This is a genomic window from Paenibacillus sp. FSL K6-2524 (genome assembly GCF_038005525.1).
Classification (GTDB): Bacteria; Bacillota; Bacilli; order Paenibacillales; family Paenibacillaceae; genus Fontibacillus; species Fontibacillus anaericanus.
The window spans coordinates 1576930-1593451 of record NZ_JBBOSP010000001.1 but is presented as its reverse complement, the minus strand read 5'-3'; the positions used below and the strand labels follow the sequence as shown (position 1 = coordinate 1593451).

General features: G+C 44.1%; 18 protein-coding genes. 8 read left to right on the top strand and 10 right to left on the bottom strand.

Annotated features, from left to right (window positions below; all coding sequences use genetic code 11):
• The first annotated feature begins 203 nt into the window (after nt 1–203).
• On the top strand, nt 204–1127 hold the full coding sequence (gene cysK / locus NST85_RS06910) for a cysteine synthase A (protein ID WP_341188931.1): 924 nt from the start codon (nt 204–206) through the stop codon (nt 1125–1127).
• 61 nt (nt 1128–1188) lie between these two features.
• Nucleotides 1189–1566, top strand: coding sequence for a rhodanese-like domain-containing protein (locus NST85_RS06905; RefSeq protein ID WP_341188930.1), 378 nt, complete (start codon nt 1189–1191; stop codon nt 1564–1566).
• Nucleotides 1567–1665: 99 nt separating this feature from the next.
• Here NST85_RS06905 and NST85_RS06900 read toward each other — a convergent pair whose 3' ends face one another.
• Together NST85_RS06900 and NST85_RS06895 are read right to left on the bottom strand one after the other, a co-directional pair.
• Nucleotides 1666–2484 (bottom strand): VanW family protein, encoded by an 819-nt coding sequence (locus tag NST85_RS06900; RefSeq protein WP_341188929.1) that lies wholly within the window; start codon nt 2482–2484, stop codon nt 1666–1668.
• A gap of 117 nt (nt 2485–2601) precedes the next feature.
• The gene (locus NST85_RS06895; protein ID WP_341188928.1) at nt 2602–3690 is read right to left on the bottom strand and encodes a ParM/StbA family protein; all 1089 of its coding nucleotides are present in this window, start codon (nt 3688–3690) and stop codon (nt 2602–2604) included.
• Nucleotides 3691–3939: 249 nt separating this feature from the next.
• On the opposite strand from NST85_RS06895, the gene NST85_RS06890 reads away from it, so the two are divergent.
• A complete protein-coding gene (locus NST85_RS06890) occupies nt 3940–4965 on the top strand; it encodes a M23 family metallopeptidase (protein ID WP_341188927.1) in 1026 nt (341 codons plus the stop codon).
• The gene (locus tag NST85_RS06885) at nt 4965–5441 is read left to right on the top strand and encodes a bactofilin family protein (protein ID WP_341188926.1); all 477 of its coding nucleotides are present in this window, start codon (nt 4965–4967) and stop codon (nt 5439–5441) included. The genes NST85_RS06890 and NST85_RS06885 overlap by 1 nt, the downstream gene beginning before the upstream one ends.
• A 128-nt stretch (nt 5442–5569) precedes the next feature.
• Here NST85_RS06885 and tsaD read toward each other — a convergent pair whose 3' ends face one another.
• Genes tsaD through tsaE form a run of 4 tightly spaced genes read right to left on the bottom strand, consistent with a single transcriptional unit; the run spans nt 5570 to nt 8486 of the window.
• Entirely contained in the window at nt 5570–6634 is a 1065-nt protein-coding gene (gene tsaD / locus NST85_RS06880; RefSeq protein WP_341191085.1) for a tRNA (adenosine(37)-N6)-threonylcarbamoyltransferase complex transferase subunit TsaD, read from the bottom strand.
• Nucleotides 6634–7149, bottom strand: a complete 516-nt coding sequence (rimI, locus tag NST85_RS06875; RefSeq protein WP_341188925.1) for a ribosomal protein S18-alanine N-acetyltransferase — start codon at nt 7147–7149, stop codon at nt 6634–6636. The genes tsaD and rimI overlap by 1 nt, the downstream gene beginning before the upstream one ends.
• A 14-nt stretch (nt 7150–7163) precedes the next feature.
• Nucleotides 7164–7994, bottom strand: a complete 831-nt coding sequence (gene tsaB / locus NST85_RS06870; protein ID WP_341188924.1) for a tRNA (adenosine(37)-N6)-threonylcarbamoyltransferase complex dimerization subunit type 1 TsaB — start codon at nt 7992–7994, stop codon at nt 7164–7166.
• A 6-nt stretch (nt 7995–8000) separates the two neighbouring features.
• Entirely contained in the window at nt 8001–8486 is a 486-nt protein-coding gene (gene tsaE, locus NST85_RS06865; protein WP_127192048.1) for a tRNA (adenosine(37)-N6)-threonylcarbamoyltransferase complex ATPase subunit type 1 TsaE, read from the bottom strand.
• A gap of 243 nt (nt 8487–8729) precedes the next feature.
• On the opposite strand from tsaE, the gene ku reads away from it, so the two are divergent.
• Nucleotides 8730–9653, top strand: coding sequence for a non-homologous end joining protein Ku (gene ku / locus NST85_RS06860; protein WP_127192049.1), 924 nt, complete (start codon nt 8730–8732; stop codon nt 9651–9653).
• Between the two features lie 7 nt (nt 9654–9660).
• Here ku and NST85_RS06855 read toward each other — a convergent pair whose 3' ends face one another.
• Nucleotides 9661–10608: an ATP-dependent DNA ligase gene (locus tag NST85_RS06855; protein ID WP_127192050.1), complete on the bottom strand. Its 948-nt coding sequence runs from the start codon at nt 10606–10608 to the stop codon at nt 9661–9663.
• Nucleotides 10609–10791: 183 nt separating this feature from the next.
• Here NST85_RS06855 and ligD point away from each other — a divergent pair, with 183 nt between their 5' ends.
• On the top strand, nt 10792–11691 hold the full coding sequence (ligD, locus tag NST85_RS06850; protein WP_341188923.1) for a non-homologous end-joining DNA ligase: 900 nt from the start codon (nt 10792–10794) through the stop codon (nt 11689–11691).
• Nucleotides 11692–11707: 16 nt separating this feature from the next.
• Here the strand turns inward: ligD and cls are convergent, their stop codons facing one another.
• The gene (cls, locus tag NST85_RS06845) at nt 11708–13138 is read right to left on the bottom strand and encodes a cardiolipin synthase (RefSeq protein WP_127192052.1); all 1431 of its coding nucleotides are present in this window, start codon (nt 13136–13138) and stop codon (nt 11708–11710) included.
• A gap of 158 nt (nt 13139–13296) precedes the next feature.
• On the opposite strand from cls, the gene NST85_RS06840 reads away from it, so the two are divergent.
• Nucleotides 13297–14274 (top strand): peptidoglycan DD-metalloendopeptidase family protein, encoded by a 978-nt coding sequence (locus tag NST85_RS06840; RefSeq protein WP_341188922.1) that lies wholly within the window; start codon nt 13297–13299, stop codon nt 14272–14274.
• Between the two features lie 29 nt (nt 14275–14303).
• Nucleotides 14304–14711, top strand: a complete 408-nt coding sequence (locus NST85_RS06835; protein ID WP_127192054.1) for a bactofilin family protein — start codon at nt 14304–14306, stop codon at nt 14709–14711.
• A gap of 54 nt (nt 14712–14765) precedes the next feature.
• On the opposite strand, the gene NST85_RS06830 is transcribed toward NST85_RS06835, so the two are convergent.
• Together NST85_RS06830 and NST85_RS06825 are read right to left on the bottom strand one after the other, a co-directional pair.
• Nucleotides 14766–15557 (bottom strand): ABC transporter permease, encoded by a 792-nt coding sequence (locus tag NST85_RS06830; RefSeq protein ID WP_341188921.1) that lies wholly within the window; start codon nt 15555–15557, stop codon nt 14766–14768.
• Complete coding sequence (locus NST85_RS06825) at nt 15541–16449, bottom strand: ABC transporter ATP-binding protein (protein ID WP_341188920.1); 909 nt, start codon at nt 16447–16449, stop codon at nt 15541–15543. The genes NST85_RS06830 and NST85_RS06825 overlap by 17 nt, the downstream gene beginning before the upstream one ends.
• Between the last annotated feature and the right edge of the window lie 73 nt (nt 16450–16522).

Sequence of the window (16522 nt, the reverse complement as noted above, 5' to 3'; positions counted from 1 at the left end):
TCTCCTTAATACAAACTTGAATCTTGTGAAATATATCACTAATATTTTTAGAAATGCCCTCTACCAATATCTTCTATATGATTAGGAATACTTTAACATATACCGAACTATTTGAAAATTACGAAGCCTTTGGGCTTACTTGAAAGTGACGAATTTAACAGATAATATATACACACAAGCGGCTTAAGAAAGGTGGATGTAAATTGACCCGTAAAGTGGTAAACAGCATCACGGAGTTGGTCGGCGATACACCTGCCGTCAAGTTAAACCGTCTGATTGGAGAAATGGACGCCGAAGTCTACGTCAAGCTCGAGTATTTCAATCCAAGCGGAAGCGTCAAAGATCGCGCAGCCTCTTATATGATCACAGAAGCAGAACGAGCAGGCATGCTGAAGCCGGGTGCTACGATCATTGAGCCTACTAGCGGTAATACTGGTATTGGGTTAGCTATGAATGCGGCTGCCAAAGGATATAAAGCAATTCTGATCATGCCTGACAATATGACTAAAGAGCGGATTAATATACTCAAAGCCTATGGTGCAGAGGTTATACTTACCCCCGCTGCGAAACGGATGAGTGGTTCCATCGATAAGGCATTAGAATTACTAGAGAAAATTCCAGGAAGCTTCATGCCTCAACAATTTCAAAATGCTGCGAATCCGCAAATTCACCGACTTACGACCGGACCAGAAATATTCCGGCAAATGGACGGACGTTTGGATATGTTTGTGGCTACTTCTGGAACAGGTGGAACCATAACAGGAACAGGTGAATATCTCCGCGAACATATTCCAGGTATTTCAGTTATTGTCGTCGAACCACAAGGATCTCCTGTTCTTTCTGGCGGCCAACCCGGACCTCATAAACTCGTAGGAACAAGTCCTGGATTTATCCCGTCGGTACTAAATACTGAGGTTTACGACGAGATTGTCCAAGTCAAAGATGAAGATGCGCTCGAAACTACCCGAAAGCTCGCTGCCTTGGAGGGCATCCTTGTTGGTCCATCGGCTGGAGCTTCTGTATGGACAGCGCTTCAGTTCGCCCGCAAACTCGGTAAGGGTAAACGCATTTTGTGCATCGCCCCTGATACCGGAGAACGATACCTTAGTATGGATGTATTTCAGTGAGAGAGTCCGATCAATCGAGTCGCCGTAACATAAACTAACTATAAAGTGAGGTGCGTCGCAAATGAGTACAATAATCGATGGTATATCCCACATTGACACTAACGAGCTTCATGAAATAATTCAGGACCCCGCAAATCGAACCCTGATCATTGATGTCAGAGAGCCTCATGAATATATCGGAGCACATATTCCCGGTATCCCATTAATACCAATGGGGGAAATCGCAAGTTATATCCATGATCTTGATAAAGAAAGAGAATATGTATTTGTCTGCCGAAGCGGATACAGAAGCTTTCAGGTAGCGAACTACTTCAAACATTTCGGCTTCGAACAAGTTCATAACTACGAAGGTGGCATGCTGAACTGGGAACATGAAGTTACCTCAGGCCCAGAGAATATTATCACAACGTTCGAACCACAGAAACTTGAAAGAAACTGATCTCTTTCCCCTCATAAGAAGAGGCTGATTACACAAGTAAACACCCTTGTAAATCAGCCTCTTTACTCATCACAGAATTTTTCCGCAACAAGGATATATCTATTCATTCACTGTTGTGACTCCAGATTCAAGCAAGGGTTCGTACATCATTAGCGCATGATTCTCCGTTACGTAAGTATCTTCGATTAATACTTGATCCAAAGAATAAGTCCTTCGATAAATCAAATTGTGCCGCACATGCCCACCCCAATATTCACGAGTGATTCTATGTTGCTTCTCATAGACTTCATAACGATGAATTGGCTTCATCTTAGATCTAATCTCCCCAAGTAGGTCCGTATCAGTTAACCTGATACATAATTGAAGTGGATGATCCGTTGGGTTATATAATCTCAGATCCAAATAATTGTATGAACAGGTAGCCCCGCTTCCAAATGGCTGACTCCGAGATGAATCCGGAAACACATCATAACTGTGACGATGACGTTCCTTGATCTCCAACGGAGAATGCAAACTCATCCAATAGAGTAGATTTGTAAGTTGACATAAACCGCCACCTACACCGTGCTTAAACTTCCCATAATGAAGAATCATACCATCGACGTACCCTTTTCTCCTTGTCGGCTTGCCTACCAAACGCCAGAAAGAGAACGTTTGTCCAGGATCAATAATCAACCCATCTATCTTTTGCACGGCTATCTTCAGATTAATAATTTTGTTATGCTGCAACTGCATATCTACATCCTTCAGCTGCCTGAGTAGAATTGTTTGATGCTGCGCTATGTGTTCTTGGAAAAGTTCGCTTTCTCGCTTTGTAGCCCATTTATCGTCGCCGAATATCCATTTTAAATGTCGTTTACACCGAAAATACCTTGTGCCTACCCACATTCTAATCTTGGACCGTTTGATAGGTTTCACTTGCTCTCCTCCATTTATTGGATTTTCAGCTTCATTCCTCCCAGAGTATACTTCAATCCTATAAAAAAAGAACCCCATTGGATGTTTGACTCTATCCACTGGGGTTTGCTATATACATTAGTTCTGTACTTGACCTGCCTTGTTCTTGGCAAGTTTCAAGTAGCCATGAACATTTAACAGTTCGCTATTCTCTTCAAACCGCAAGCGCATAGTCCCAGCGGATTCAACCATATACGTCCGCAGGGCAGACGCACCTCCACCTAGAACATAGAAGCATTCAATATCCGGGTATTTCTTCCACCGTTTTTTGATCAGATCAACGAGCTTCTGTGCTGCCCTGCCGAAATATACATCAACTATTGGACGAATATCAGCCTTCCCTTCACCCACACGTTGGATGGTAAATTCCCGATTACGTATCCGTTGGATTAATTTCGCGCGGCTTGGAAAGCGATAGCCGTACTTATCCTCTACTTCGCGGATAATGGAGTCCAAATAAGTAGCAAGTCCGAACTGTTCGCCAGTACTGAACTGGTTATCGATATTCATCCGCTTCACAACAGGGAAATCTGTAGTCAAAGCACCAATCTCACAGACCCCGATGATGCCATTATGCAATTCTTCATTTCTTATCTGCAGATTATCATTCGTTGCCAAATGGAATAGTGCCGCTGCTCCTTCAACCGATACAACTGCTCGGCGAACGATCACTCGCACCGTCTTTCCGCGAAGCTCAGGAGTGGATAAGAACGTCACTTCATGTTCACCTACAAGGCGCTCCTCAAAGGCTTTATGGAAAGAAACAAAAGTACGGACAGGTAAACCGGTCCCGATTATGTATTCCACCTCTTCCTTCCCTCCATCAGTAGAAGGATAGGCTTTGCCCGTAAGTGCAGCAAGAGCAAGTGCTGTTAATGCTATGACCAGCGATTGGTCACTGGTTGCTTTATTATCTGTCTCTTCAAGCTCTGAGTTATCCTGATCCTCAATGGCCAGTAATCCAACAAAATATCGCTCATTGCTCTTCTTCAATTTGGGACTGTAAATTCTTACGTCCAAAGCCTTAATTGGAGAATCTTCCTCTTGTAACACATGCCGATCATAACCGGGTGAGACTATACTTGGAATAATAATGGGCTGCTGCGAGCCGTCGACTACTACTTTGACACTATCATTCCCTACGTCAATTCCGGCAAACCTAATCATAAATTCCCTCCTCGTTAAATGTACAGTACTTAAAGACACAAAGTTAAATACTCATTTCATGTAATTCCGCTTTTATTCGACAAAATCCTTCTTTTGCCAAAAATTCTGGAACATTTTTTTCGAAATAGAAGGTATTTCAGACTATTTGCCGAATAAAGTTAAGTGGCGCAAGGAAATTAATCCCACAAAGTATAGTTAAATGGTGTTCATCATTGACTCATCACCGATGTATTCAGGAGGAAATGTACAATGAAATTGAGGTTTAAACCTACTAACAAGCGGTATACCATTATGATTGTGCCAGAGGGCACGAACCCGGTATTCCGTTTTAAACTACGTTCAACTACCCTGATAGTAGCCTCTACCACAGTGATAGTTCTGTTCATCATATCCATGGTATTGTTATCCATAAATAGAGGTAACTCAAATGTAATTACTTCTCTAGAAACGGAACTCTCTCGTTCCTCAGATCGTCTTCAAACTACAGTTGACGACAAAGAAAAGGCCATTGATAAATTGCTATCCGAATTACTCGAGCTTTCCGAGAAGTCCAAGAGTATCGAAGCAAAAATGATTGAACTGGAGACGCTTGAAGCTGAACTGAAATCCATCACTAGTGGTAGTAGTACGGATAAACTAGCTAGCTCAAATGTTAAACTCTCCTCAGAACCTTCTCAAGATTCTCTGGAGGAAAGTGATGGGATGGGCGGTGAAGATATCCCTTTATCCGATGAGGATGTTCTTTCCCTGATCCAAGAGACGAAAGAGAGCATTAGTAATTCACTGACTGAAATGCCTGACTTACAAGCTCGATTGGAGAAGGCAAAAGTAACCATCGAAGACTACAAGAAAATGATGACCATTCTCCCAACCTTCTGGCCTACGATTTCAACAAGAACTACATCTGACTTTGGAAGTCGTAAAGATCCCTTCACCGGAAGGCTTACACTCCACAGTGGACTGGATATTGGTGGACAAACCGGGGATCCCATATACGCTGCTGCAAACGGAACGGTTACGGAAGTTGGATATAGCTCCGCTCGCGGAAATTTTGTAACGATCTCTCATCCTTCAGGACTAGAGACCAATTACCTTCATATGAAAATCGTTACAACAACCAAAGGAACGAAGGTCAACCAAGGTGATACCATAGGACAACTTGGTTCAACGGGTCGAAGCACAGGGCCTCACTTGCATTTTGAAGTTGTTAAGAACGGATCAACAATTAACCCCGAAATATACTTAAGTAAGCCTGGAGAGGACGTTGGATTGTAATGTTTAAGAGTAAAAGTAAAAGTAAGGATGTAAAGCTGGACCCTAATACGACGGATACGATAATTGGTACAGGGAGTATTTTTGAAGGAAAAATTAAATCCGATGCTGGGATTCGGGTAGAAGGACAAATTACTGGAGATATCGATTGCGAGGGTGATGTCACTGTCGGCGAGAATGGACAAGTCCACTCCAATATTATTGCTAGAAATATCATTATTGCTGGTACTGTGACCGGAAACGTGCAAGCAAGAAGCAAGTTATCCATTACTTCCAAAGGCAAGCTATATGGCAACATCAAATCAACTACTCTTTCTATAGAGGAAGGTAGTATATTTGAAGGAAATAGCCAGATGGAGAACTTAACTCAATCCGAAGCAGCTAAGTTAGAAGTCGCCGCAGCAATCGCCGAACCTGCCGCCCCTGTGAAAGGGAATGCTAAACAGGTAGAAGAAGAAGTTACTTATAAGACTTGGTAGTCAAACTGTTTCAACCCCTAATTGTTAATTATGATGCCTGACAAATTGAAAGAGGCTCGCACAACGGTTCTCCAACCGAATGCGGGCCTCTTTTACATCTATTGAACAAGATGATTTAGACAAATTAACTATGTTGCTACCGACCATTCCTCTAACGATAGCGAAGGCTCCGCCTTAAGCGCTAGGTTTGAGAATTCACCATTCTTCCATTTCAAGTAAGCCGCAGCACCAATCATAGCAGCGTTATCTGTGCAGTAGACAAGTGGTGGAATCAAGAGTGGGATTTTTTCCTGCTCACAACGCTCGCTCAAGGCTGTACGCAGACCACGGTTAGCTGCAACCCCGCCACACAATAGAAGCTGTACCGCACTAGTCTCTCGTATTGCTCGGACGGCCTTTTCCACTAACACTTCAATCACGGATTCCTGGAATCCGCGTGCAATAGCCGGATGAAACTCATCCTCCCCGCGCATCCGGTGCTGATTAACCGTGTTCAACACAGCCGATTTCAGACCACTGAAGCTAAAATCATAACTACCTGGTTCGAGCCAAGCGCGCGGTAAAGTTTCTACTTCCTCAGATTCACAAGCAAGCTTGTCTACATAGGGTCCTCCTGGATAAGGGAATCCGAGGGCTCGTGCGACTTTATCATAGGCTTCTCCTACAGCATCATCTCGGGTCCGGCCGATAAGCTTAAAGCTTCCTTCTTTCTCCATCAATACAAGTTCCGTATGCCCACCAGACACAACAAGCGCCATACAAGGATAGAGAATCTCATTGGTTAGTTGATTTGCATAGATATGACCCGCAATATGATGCGTTCCTATCAGTGGTTTGTCGAGTGCGAAAGCAAGACTTTTTGCAGCCATAATCCCAACGAGCAATGCACCTACAAGTCCCGGACCTTCCGTAACTGCGATAGCTGACAGTTTCTCTGGTGGGATCCCTGCCTGCTGAATCGCCTCTTCTAGAATCAGAGTAATGCTCTCCACGTGCTTACGTGAAGCTACCTCCGGCACAACCCCACCAAAGGCTTTGTGTGTTTCAATCTGACTTGCAATTACATTCGACAATACCACGTTCCCATTCTTTACAACGGCTGCTGAAGTTTCATCACAGCTTGTCTCGACCGCCAGAATATAGCAGTCTTGTTGCTCATCTATGTTCATCTCAACAGCTGATTCTAAATTCATTAGTCCCATTCGCTTCCTTCCTCTTCTTCACCGTACTCCCGCTGTGGTAGTTCACACCACATGATCACCGCGTCCTCATGATTATCGGAATAATAGCCCTTCCGAGTGCCCACAGGATAGAAACCAAACTTACTATACAATGATTGGGCGGCTATATTAGAAATTCGCACTTCCAACGTCATCCGAAGCATACCGAGTTCAATCGCCCAATCCATCATTGCTCTTAGGAGTCTTTTACCTAAACCTAGTCCACGATAGACGGTCCTTATTGCAATATTCGTAACGTGAGATTCATCCACGATATTCCACATGCCTGCATATCCAATCAGGCTACCTTCATGTTCCATCACAAGGTAACGTGCAAAATGATTATGCGTCAATTCATTGCGGAAGGCTTCCTCACTCCAAGGCAATGAAAATGCTTCATGCTCAATGAGCATAATATCCGGTATATCTTCCATCGTCATATTACGGAGAATAATATCTTCTGGATCTATTGCCTTTAACGCGGCCATACTTCAATTCCTCCCTATGCGTTGCGAAGCCGAACAGCTTCCGCCTCAGCCAATTGAGTATAATTAGGCTCCAAAGAATGTACATCTGCTCTTTCGCCCGTTAAGAAGTGATCCGCACCACAAAGTCCAACCCATATACCCTCTAACTCATAAGACATAATATGAAGGCTTTCTCCTAGCAGATTACGTAGTTCTTCCGCTGCAGCTTCATGCTGCGCAGTTTCGCCAACAAACCATACAGTGCTTGGTCTTTGCTCCGGGGTCAGCGCCATAATCCTTGCAGCCAGTTCCTGACACCAAACGTCCATGAGCCGGACCGCATCTTTCTCCAAACGACGTGGTAAATTTCCTTCCTTCGCAGCAAAGAGTGCAGTATATACTTGCCCACGCCTTGCATCTACTAGAGGTATGATCCAGTCCTCATCCGAATGGGTTACCCCATCATCCACGTTCGACTCAACAGGCAGTGGCTTGATGCTCGTTGCATCCTGCTTCGTACCGTTCGCCCAGCCGCCAAGCGCTGTTGATTCCAAACTTGATAACCCAATTACGGGCAGTTGTAACGCCCATGCCAGTGTCTTAGCCGTAGTTACCGCAATCCGGATCCCTGTGTATGAACCTGGACCCACGCCTACAGCAATTCCATCCAAGTCTCTTCGGCTTACCCCTGCTGCATCCAGACAATCTTGAATTGCAGTAACTAAGAATGCTGAATGATTACGTTCAGCAAGGATATTCACTTGCGCTAGCAGCCTGTCATTCTCCATAACGGCAACCGCCAAAGAGGACGTCGATGTATCAAACGCCAATAACCGCTGCAGCGGTTGTTGTTCGTGATTATTCATTTTTTGTTAAACCCCATTTTCTTTCAGAATCTTCGTCCATTGTTCATAGCGTTTACCACGCCCGATCAAAGTCATCCGCCGCTTATTCTCTGTCACCGTCTCCACATAAATGTGCAGTATCTCCGGTGGAAGAATATCCTCAATCAGACTAGCCCATTCCACCAGCGTCACACCATGTCCATAAAAATATTCATCCAGCCCAAGTTCATCTGCTTCTGCCTGGGACAGCCGATAGACATCCATATGATAAAAAGGCAATCGGCCTTCATATTCCTTAATCAGTGTAAAAGTTGGACTGTTCACTGTGTCCTTTACGTTCAAATGCTTAGCGAACAACTGGGCAAAGGCCGTTTTCCCTGCTCCTAAATCCCCATCCAGCGCAATAACAGTCCCTGGTTCAGCTTTGTTCGCAAGAAACGCCGCCAACTTCTCCGTTCCATTCAAATCTTGCGCTTCATATACAAATTGTGCAGAAGCTTTATCAAATTCCATTTCCGTTTTTACCACCTTTTAATCAACCGCCAACTAAAGTGAGAATACCCTCTTAGCGGTTTACTGAAATGCTTACCGTACTAACAAAAAAACGTATGTCCCCATTATATCGGTCCATCGCAGGACCCGCAAGGACCGAAGCAATCAGTACACTCGGCAACCCAGAACATAGAAATACATTTTGTAACCATACTAATGAAGACAACTAATCAAATCATCCTTTAAGAAAGGGGTTCCGTCTATATGCACACCGTCTGGAAAGGAGCCATCAGCTTTGGGCTAGTACATGTTCCAGTTAAAATGTTCTCTGCAACTGAAGACAAAGACATTTCAATGAAATACATTCATAAAAAATGCGGCAGCCCCCTTGCCTATGTCAGACGTTGCCCAACTTGTGATGTCGATGTCGAATGGGGTGAAATTTCAAAGGGGTATGAATACGAAAAGGGGAAATACGTACTATTTGAAAAGGAAGAATTAGAGCAACTCTCCGCTCAATCCCAGAAGAGTATCACCATCTTGGATTTTGTTGATTTGGAAGAAATTGATCCAATCTACTTCCAGAAGACGTATTACCTTTCTCCCGATCAAGCCGGTTCGAATGCCTATCAACTCCTGCTCGAAGCCATGCGGCAAAGTGGTAAGATTGGCATCGCCAAAATCGCCATTCGCTCCAAAAGTAGCCTAGCAGCCATTCGTGTCATGGACGGATGTTTGGCGGTGGAGACTATTTTCTACCCGGATGAAATTCGGCCTATTTCACAAGTGCCTAATCTGCCTGAAGGTGCCGTTGTCAATGAAAAGGAACTATCCATGGCTAAGCTACTAATTGAGCAACTGTCTACTCCGTTTCATCCGGATAAATATACCGATGATTATCGGGGAAGTTTGTTGAAGCTTATTGAACAAAAAGTGGCTGGTGAAGAGATTAGTCTTGCCCCTGCCAAACCGGAGAGTAATGTAATTGACTTGATGGCCGCGCTACAAGCTAGCATTCAAGCCGTCAAACCCGTCATTGCCACTGACCCCGGTCCCGCCCCGAAAAAGCGGACACGTAAAGCAGCAACTACGAAATCCGCTGAAGCTGATACAGACCAAAAAGCCGCCATAGTCCCCAAACCCAAACGCAGGACTGGAAGCAAGGCGGCTAACAAAACAATCTCATAAACAAAGGTTACTCTATTTGTGTAACGACACACATCTCCGGTGGCACAGTAGCCATTCCCTGAATAACAGGATGACGCATGGTCCCACCGGGGGTCCATTCCATAAATTGCACCTTTACACTAAGGGTCGGTTGAACCCATATGGCCCCTTTAACACGCTGAGGTTGATTAACAAACGGAGCGGTTTCTCTAATCATGGTTTGGATGATCTCCGTAAGCTCACGCAAATCCGCAACTTTTAACTTACCGCCTCCAGCATGTCCAATATAAATAAAATTCCCTTCTTGGTTGTATAGTCCAAGCAATAGAGCATTCACGATCCCATCTCGATAAGTCACGCCACCAATTACTGCATACAAATCGTAACCGAGCTTTAACTTCTGCCATCTGGAATCCTTCCCACCAATCAGGTAGCTACTATCCAATCGCTTGCAAACCATGCCCTCCCAGCCTCGCTCCTTCATCACAGTAAACAGAGCCTCACCATCCTGTACATTAGGAACGAGTTGTAACGCAGAATGCGGAGTGATTATATTTTGCAGCAGCTGTTGTCGATGTTCAAGTGTCTCATTCGTTACCCATTGCCCGTTATAATACAAAATATCAAATATCATATATATAGCCAAAGTCCGCCCTACAGCGAATGAAATTTCCTGTTCCCTCCGCAAACTGTCGCGTTTCATAATCTCGTGAAAAGACGGTTTCCCTCCTGCCAAAGCGATCATCTCTCCGTCCAAAATGACGGAATGTGCCTGACAATATGATGGTACATCGATAAATTCAGGATACTGCCTACTACGCTCGTTCCCTTTGCGATTAATGAGCCGGGTCTCATGTCCATCATAGTAGGTTAGTATTCTTACACCATCCCACTTAACCTGAGCAACCCAGTTGCTTCCACTGGGGATCACCTCAGTACGCAACGGCTCAAAAGGAGTTACTGGCTTCAATTCCATACCTCAACACCTCATACTCATCCCTATTTCCCAAAAGTTTGCCCTTGGCTCCGGATTTCCATTCCCTCATCCCTACTCATAGTTTTCCGTTCAACAGGTCACCCTACATTCAAAGCATTGATCCTTCCATAATTAGCGTTCAAAAAATCAAAAAGCTCTGAGAACTTGAAAGGAGTTAGCTACATGCCAAGAAGTATAAAAGGCACCATCACCATCGAAGGCGAAGAGGTATCGGTAACTAATCCAGATAAGTTGTTATGGCCCGAGGTTGGGATTAGCAAAATGATTTATTTAGAAAAGCTTACCGAACTATCCCCCTATTTACTCCGCTACTGTCATAATCGCCTCTTAACGACGATCCGGTATCCCGGAGGAATACACAGTAAATTTTTCTATCAGAAGAACGCACCAGAACCCTTACCTCTTTACGTAAAAACAATTCTGCACGAGAACATTCGTTATGTCGTAATGAATAACCTTCCCACCCTATTATGGCTGGGAAATTTGGCCTCTATTGAGTTTCATCCATCCTTGCATTTTGTCGGAGAGACGCTACCTTGTGAGTGGATCATTGACCTAGATCCTTCAGTAGAGGATGAGCCTCGGATCATGGAAGCCGCCCTCCATGTCGGAGAAGTTCTATCTTCATTAGGACTTAGCTCTGTACCCAAAACTTCAGGAGCCACGGGAGTCCAGATTATCGTCCCCGTCAAGTACGGAGTCACCTTTGAGCAGCTCCGTTCCATTGGCCATTTCGTGGCCCGCTATGTAACCGAGAAACATCCTAAATTGTTCACTATCGAACGATTCAAGAAGGACCGCGGCGATAAAATCTACTTCGACTATTTACAGCATTACGCAGGAAAAACATTGGCATCTCCTTATACCCCTCGCGCCCGCGTTGCTGCAAGTGTCTCAACACCTTTAACTTGGGAGGAAGTAGCACTTGATCCCCATCCTGCTGAATTCAACTTGCTCAATATAGGTGAACGTTTAAAAGTTCATGGAGATCTATTCCAATCGGTCGCGCCACAATCGGTTGAACTCATATTGAAGCATCTACAAAATTTGTCCCATTCCTAATCAGGGGAATCGCAGGTTATAGGAGAGGAGACAGCAGTCTTGCTAGCATCTCCGCTCCCTTCTGTAGACGCCGGCGACGCGAGAATTCTCGTGAAGTAATTGGACGGCACTCTGTCAGATCATTCTGAAAGTCCCACACCAGTTTCTCAATTGGAACAGCATCAAACAGAATCGCGATCATTTCAAAGTTATAGAAGAAACTGCGCATATCCATGTTAGCCGTACCGACCGTGGCCATTAAATCGTCCACTATCATCACCTTGGCATGAATAAACCCTTGAGTGTACTGATAAAACTTCACTCCAACTTGTAGTAGTTCTTCCACATAAGAGAGTGATGCTAGATGCACTAACCAACTATCTGAGTGATATGGAATAATAATTATCACCTCTACACCACTAACAGCTGCCACTTTCAGAGCAGTGCGAATACTAGGGTCAGGGATGAAATAGGGCGAAGTAATCCAAATACGCTGTTTTGCTGCGGCAATCGCCCCAAAGATCAATTCTTGGATAGCATCCCAATGTTGATCTGGCCCGCTGGTCAAGACTTGTGCCCGCTCGTTTCTGACACATTGGTGTTCAGGATATAGTTTGGGATCATACACCTTTTCACCAGAAGCAAGTTGCCAATCCGCTAGAAATGTATTTTGTAGAAAATAGACCGCATCGCCGTTCATTTGAAGATGAGTATCTCGCCAATAACCAAGCTTCGATGCCAACCCTAAATATTCATCACCCACATTAAGCCCACCAACAAATCCAACCGTTCCATCGACCACCAATATTTTACGGTGATTGCGATAATTCACCCTACGGTCTAGAATCGCAATCCAAGGCGGAAGAAACAAATGTATCTCTATCCCCGCTTCCTCAAGTTGTTTAATAAAGTAGTGTTTCAGATTATAGCTTCCTAATCCATCGCATATCATCCGTACCTTCACACCTTCTCTAGCCTTACGAATCATGACCTCCTGAAAGCGAGTACCGATAACATCACTTCGAAAGATATAGAACTCCATGTGTATATGATCTTTAGCTGCCTCCATCGCAGCAATCATTGCCGCATAAGCCTTCTCTACTTGACTCAAGATCACCGTTTCGTTACATCCCGTAATCGGACTTTCGGATACATGAGTGAGTAGTTCAAATAGTCGACCTTGACTAGTAAAGTCGGGATTGGTCATCTCTTCAGGAGAAGTCACAATCGTCGATTGCTTCCATAATACAGGCTTTATTTCCTGGAATATTCGTGTTCCTTGACGACGAAGTTTTCTCCGTTTCTTATAATCCTGTGCCACGAAATAGTAGAGGATGAAACCAATAAACGGGACCAGAAACAGAATAAACATCCAAGCCATAGCTTTAGGAGGATTGCGAAATTCCAAGAATAAGATTGTAGCTATCTGATAAATAAAACCAAGTAAAATTATGATCAGCCAAACCATCCACTTCGCCTCCCCTTCAATAAGCATTAACCACCGTTTATAAATTATTCATTTCCCTAGCTGCTGTGGGTATTCGATATCTCTTTTTTTTGACATGTTTTAAGAGACCCGAGAATAGATAAGTTATAGAAGCTATTAAAGTATGGGAAGGAGATGCCATGAAAAGTGCTAGTTTATCAAATCAGATGACGTTGCTAGTTCTCCGAGACGCAAATCAGCCTGTCAAACAAGTCCGTGTATCCAAGCCGCTTATCGTCGCAGTCCCGATGGTTGCCCTACTATCTATCTCTGGTCTAATCGTCAGTATGCATATAAATTCGAACCGTACCATTACACAGCTTGAGGGCCAACTACAACAACAGAGCATCCAGTTCGAAGCAGTTGTAACTGACCGAGACGAAGCTATTCAGCGACTCCAGAACGAGGTTGTTACACTATCCGGACAATCGAAAGGGATGATGGACCGGATGGAAAAGGTTGTAGAACTTGAGGCTGAACTCCAAGAATTTATAAACAAATACGGTACACAGGGGGACCTCAGCAATTTATCCGCCTTATCCTTGGATGATACGGATTCATTAGGTATCGGGGGAGAATACATCGCTGTCCATGACAACGAAATTGACGACTTAGCTAAGGAGACTGGCGACGATTTTCGCGAAATGAATTCCATGCTGGATGAGATGGAGAAAAATGTTCCCGTGACGCTCATAAGAGCTACACAAACTCAATACTCTCTGACGGGGAACCCTTCGGAATGGCCTACTCCTTCCAAGAGGCTAACCTCTAGCTTCGGCTACCGCACCGATCCATTCACGGGTAAAGCCGCCTTTCATTCGGGTATCGACATCTCAGGTAAGATTGGCGATCCCGTATATGCCGCCGGTGCTGGTCAAGTCTTAACGACAGATAGAGATAGTTCGCACGGTAAATATATCGTCATACAGCACCCCGATGGACTTGAAAGCTGGTATTTACATCTCAGCGATATCGACGTCTCTGCAGGGGACATCGTAACCAAGGGACAAACCATTGGAAAAGTTGGTAATACGGGAAGAAGTACAGGATCCCATCTGCATTTCGAAATCGTTAAACAGAATAAGCCTATTGATCCTATGCCCTTCCTTAAACAATAAATCTGATTTATAAGAGAGGATAATGCACATTGTTTAAACAAAATAAAAAAATATATCAGACTACGGATACATTAATTGGCCAAGGTAGTAGCGCCGAAGGTAAACTTGAATGTGATGCCAACTTACGGATTGAGGGTAATTTTCAGGGGGAGATTCATTGCGCCGGGGATGTCATTGTTGGTGAGACCGGAGAAGCCATATCCAATATCATAGCTGCGAATGTAATTGTTGCTGGGAAAGTGAGTGGAGATATCTCAACACAAGGAAGACTGACGATTACAAAAAACGGTAAGATCGTTGGAAATGTGCATGTTAATAATCTCATTATTTTAGAAGGCGGCATTCTCAATGGGAGTAGCAAAATGGAGAACGCACCCACCCCTGTTCCGAATATCAAAGAAAAGAAAAAAAAAGAAGTTCAGTCCGAAGCAGGATAATTCCTTGCTTCGAACTGAACTGATTAAACTGGGCACCGTAAACCCTAGAATCGTTTAAGCGGCAACATCTCTCTTTTTGAACACAATCCATGAGATAACTAAGAACAGTAGCACATAGGCCGCCAGTATCCAGGAGGAGAACGCTAGGCTCATACCCGCCGCTGGTGTAATAGCGCCTTGCCCCATATATTGGCCTAGATCCATATTGACAAACAAAACATATTTCGCCCATGAATACCGTGCTGGACTAAACAGCATAGTAAAAATATTTCCCGTAAACAGAATAAACATCGATAGCCCGATGGCGATTCCACCCGACCGAAATACCGTGGAGATCATAAACGAGAACACGGTAATGACTACGAGATCGATATATTTGTACAACAAACTCTCCATAATATATCGCAACGGGCTGTCTCCTTGAGCAAAGATATCTGAAGACTCTTTATGAAAAAGAAGAAACGAGATCGCCATCGCCGCGATCATAAATACAACCGTTAACGCAATCGTAAATAGCAGTACCGCTATTAGCTTGGATAGTAGCACTTTGGTACGAGTCCACGGACGAATAAGCAACAGCTTGATGGTCCCCCAAGTAAACTCACCGGCCACAATGTCAGAAGCAACAATAACAGAGAAAATAGTGGCGAGAAAATAGAGAAAGAACAACTGTGATATGACATCCCAAGCGCTCAAGACCGTGGAACCACCCTCAAGAGAAAACAATACTCCGAACATTATCGTAAGTAACGCGGTTAGTCCAAACATGATCCAGGTGCGCAACCGACGATAAATTTTCATATTCTCATTCTGTACAAGCTTTAGAAAATCACCCAATATGCCCACCCCCTGTTATCTCCAAAAACTGATCTTCCAGTGAGTGTTTAACAGTATATATTCCAAATACTGAAATACCCGACATAACCAACTTCGCATTAATCTCGGGTGTTGACTCCCGTTTCGCATTTACAATAAGACGGTTCTCTTCGATTCTACCTTCCCCGATAATCGCTTTTGCTCGCTGTGGATCATTGACTTCGAAAGCAATTTCATGCAGTTCGTTCTCACTGTCTCCTGATTTAAGTTCTTTGATATCAATAAGACGCCCTTGTTGAATGACAGCAACCGTATCACACATTAGCTCCATTTCCGACAGTAAATGGCTTGATACAAAAACCGTGGTTCCCTCTTCCCTCGACAATTCTCTTAAATAATCACGAAGCTCGCGAATACCTTGCGGATCAAGACCATTGGTAGGCTCGTCCAGAATCAAGAGCTTGGGTTTGTGTAAAATAGCCTGAGCCACACCTAGCCGCTGGCGCATGCCAAGCGAATAGGTCTTCACTTTATCGTGAATTCGATGCTGCATACCCACGCGCTCTACTGCTTCCATAATCCTCTGCTCAGTAACCCCGGGTGACATCCGGGCATAATGCAGTAGATTCTGATAACCCGTAAGAAACTTATACATTTCAGGATTCTCAACAATAGCACCTACATGGGATATGGCCTGCTCAAATTCCTCCTTAATACTGGAACCTTGAATCAGGATATCCCCCTGGGTAATGGACATTAACCCCACCATCATCCGAATGGTTGTTGTCTTCCCGGCCCCATTAGGACCCAGAAATCCAAACACCTGACCCGCTGGAATATCTAGCGTTAAATTATCAATTAGCGTTTTGGAACCTATCCTTTTACTTACACCTTTGATCTGGACGACAGGTTTTTTCTGCATTCTATATTTCACACTCCCTACCTTGGTGAGATTTACACTCACTCATAAACATCATTCTTGCCAGTTTATCATA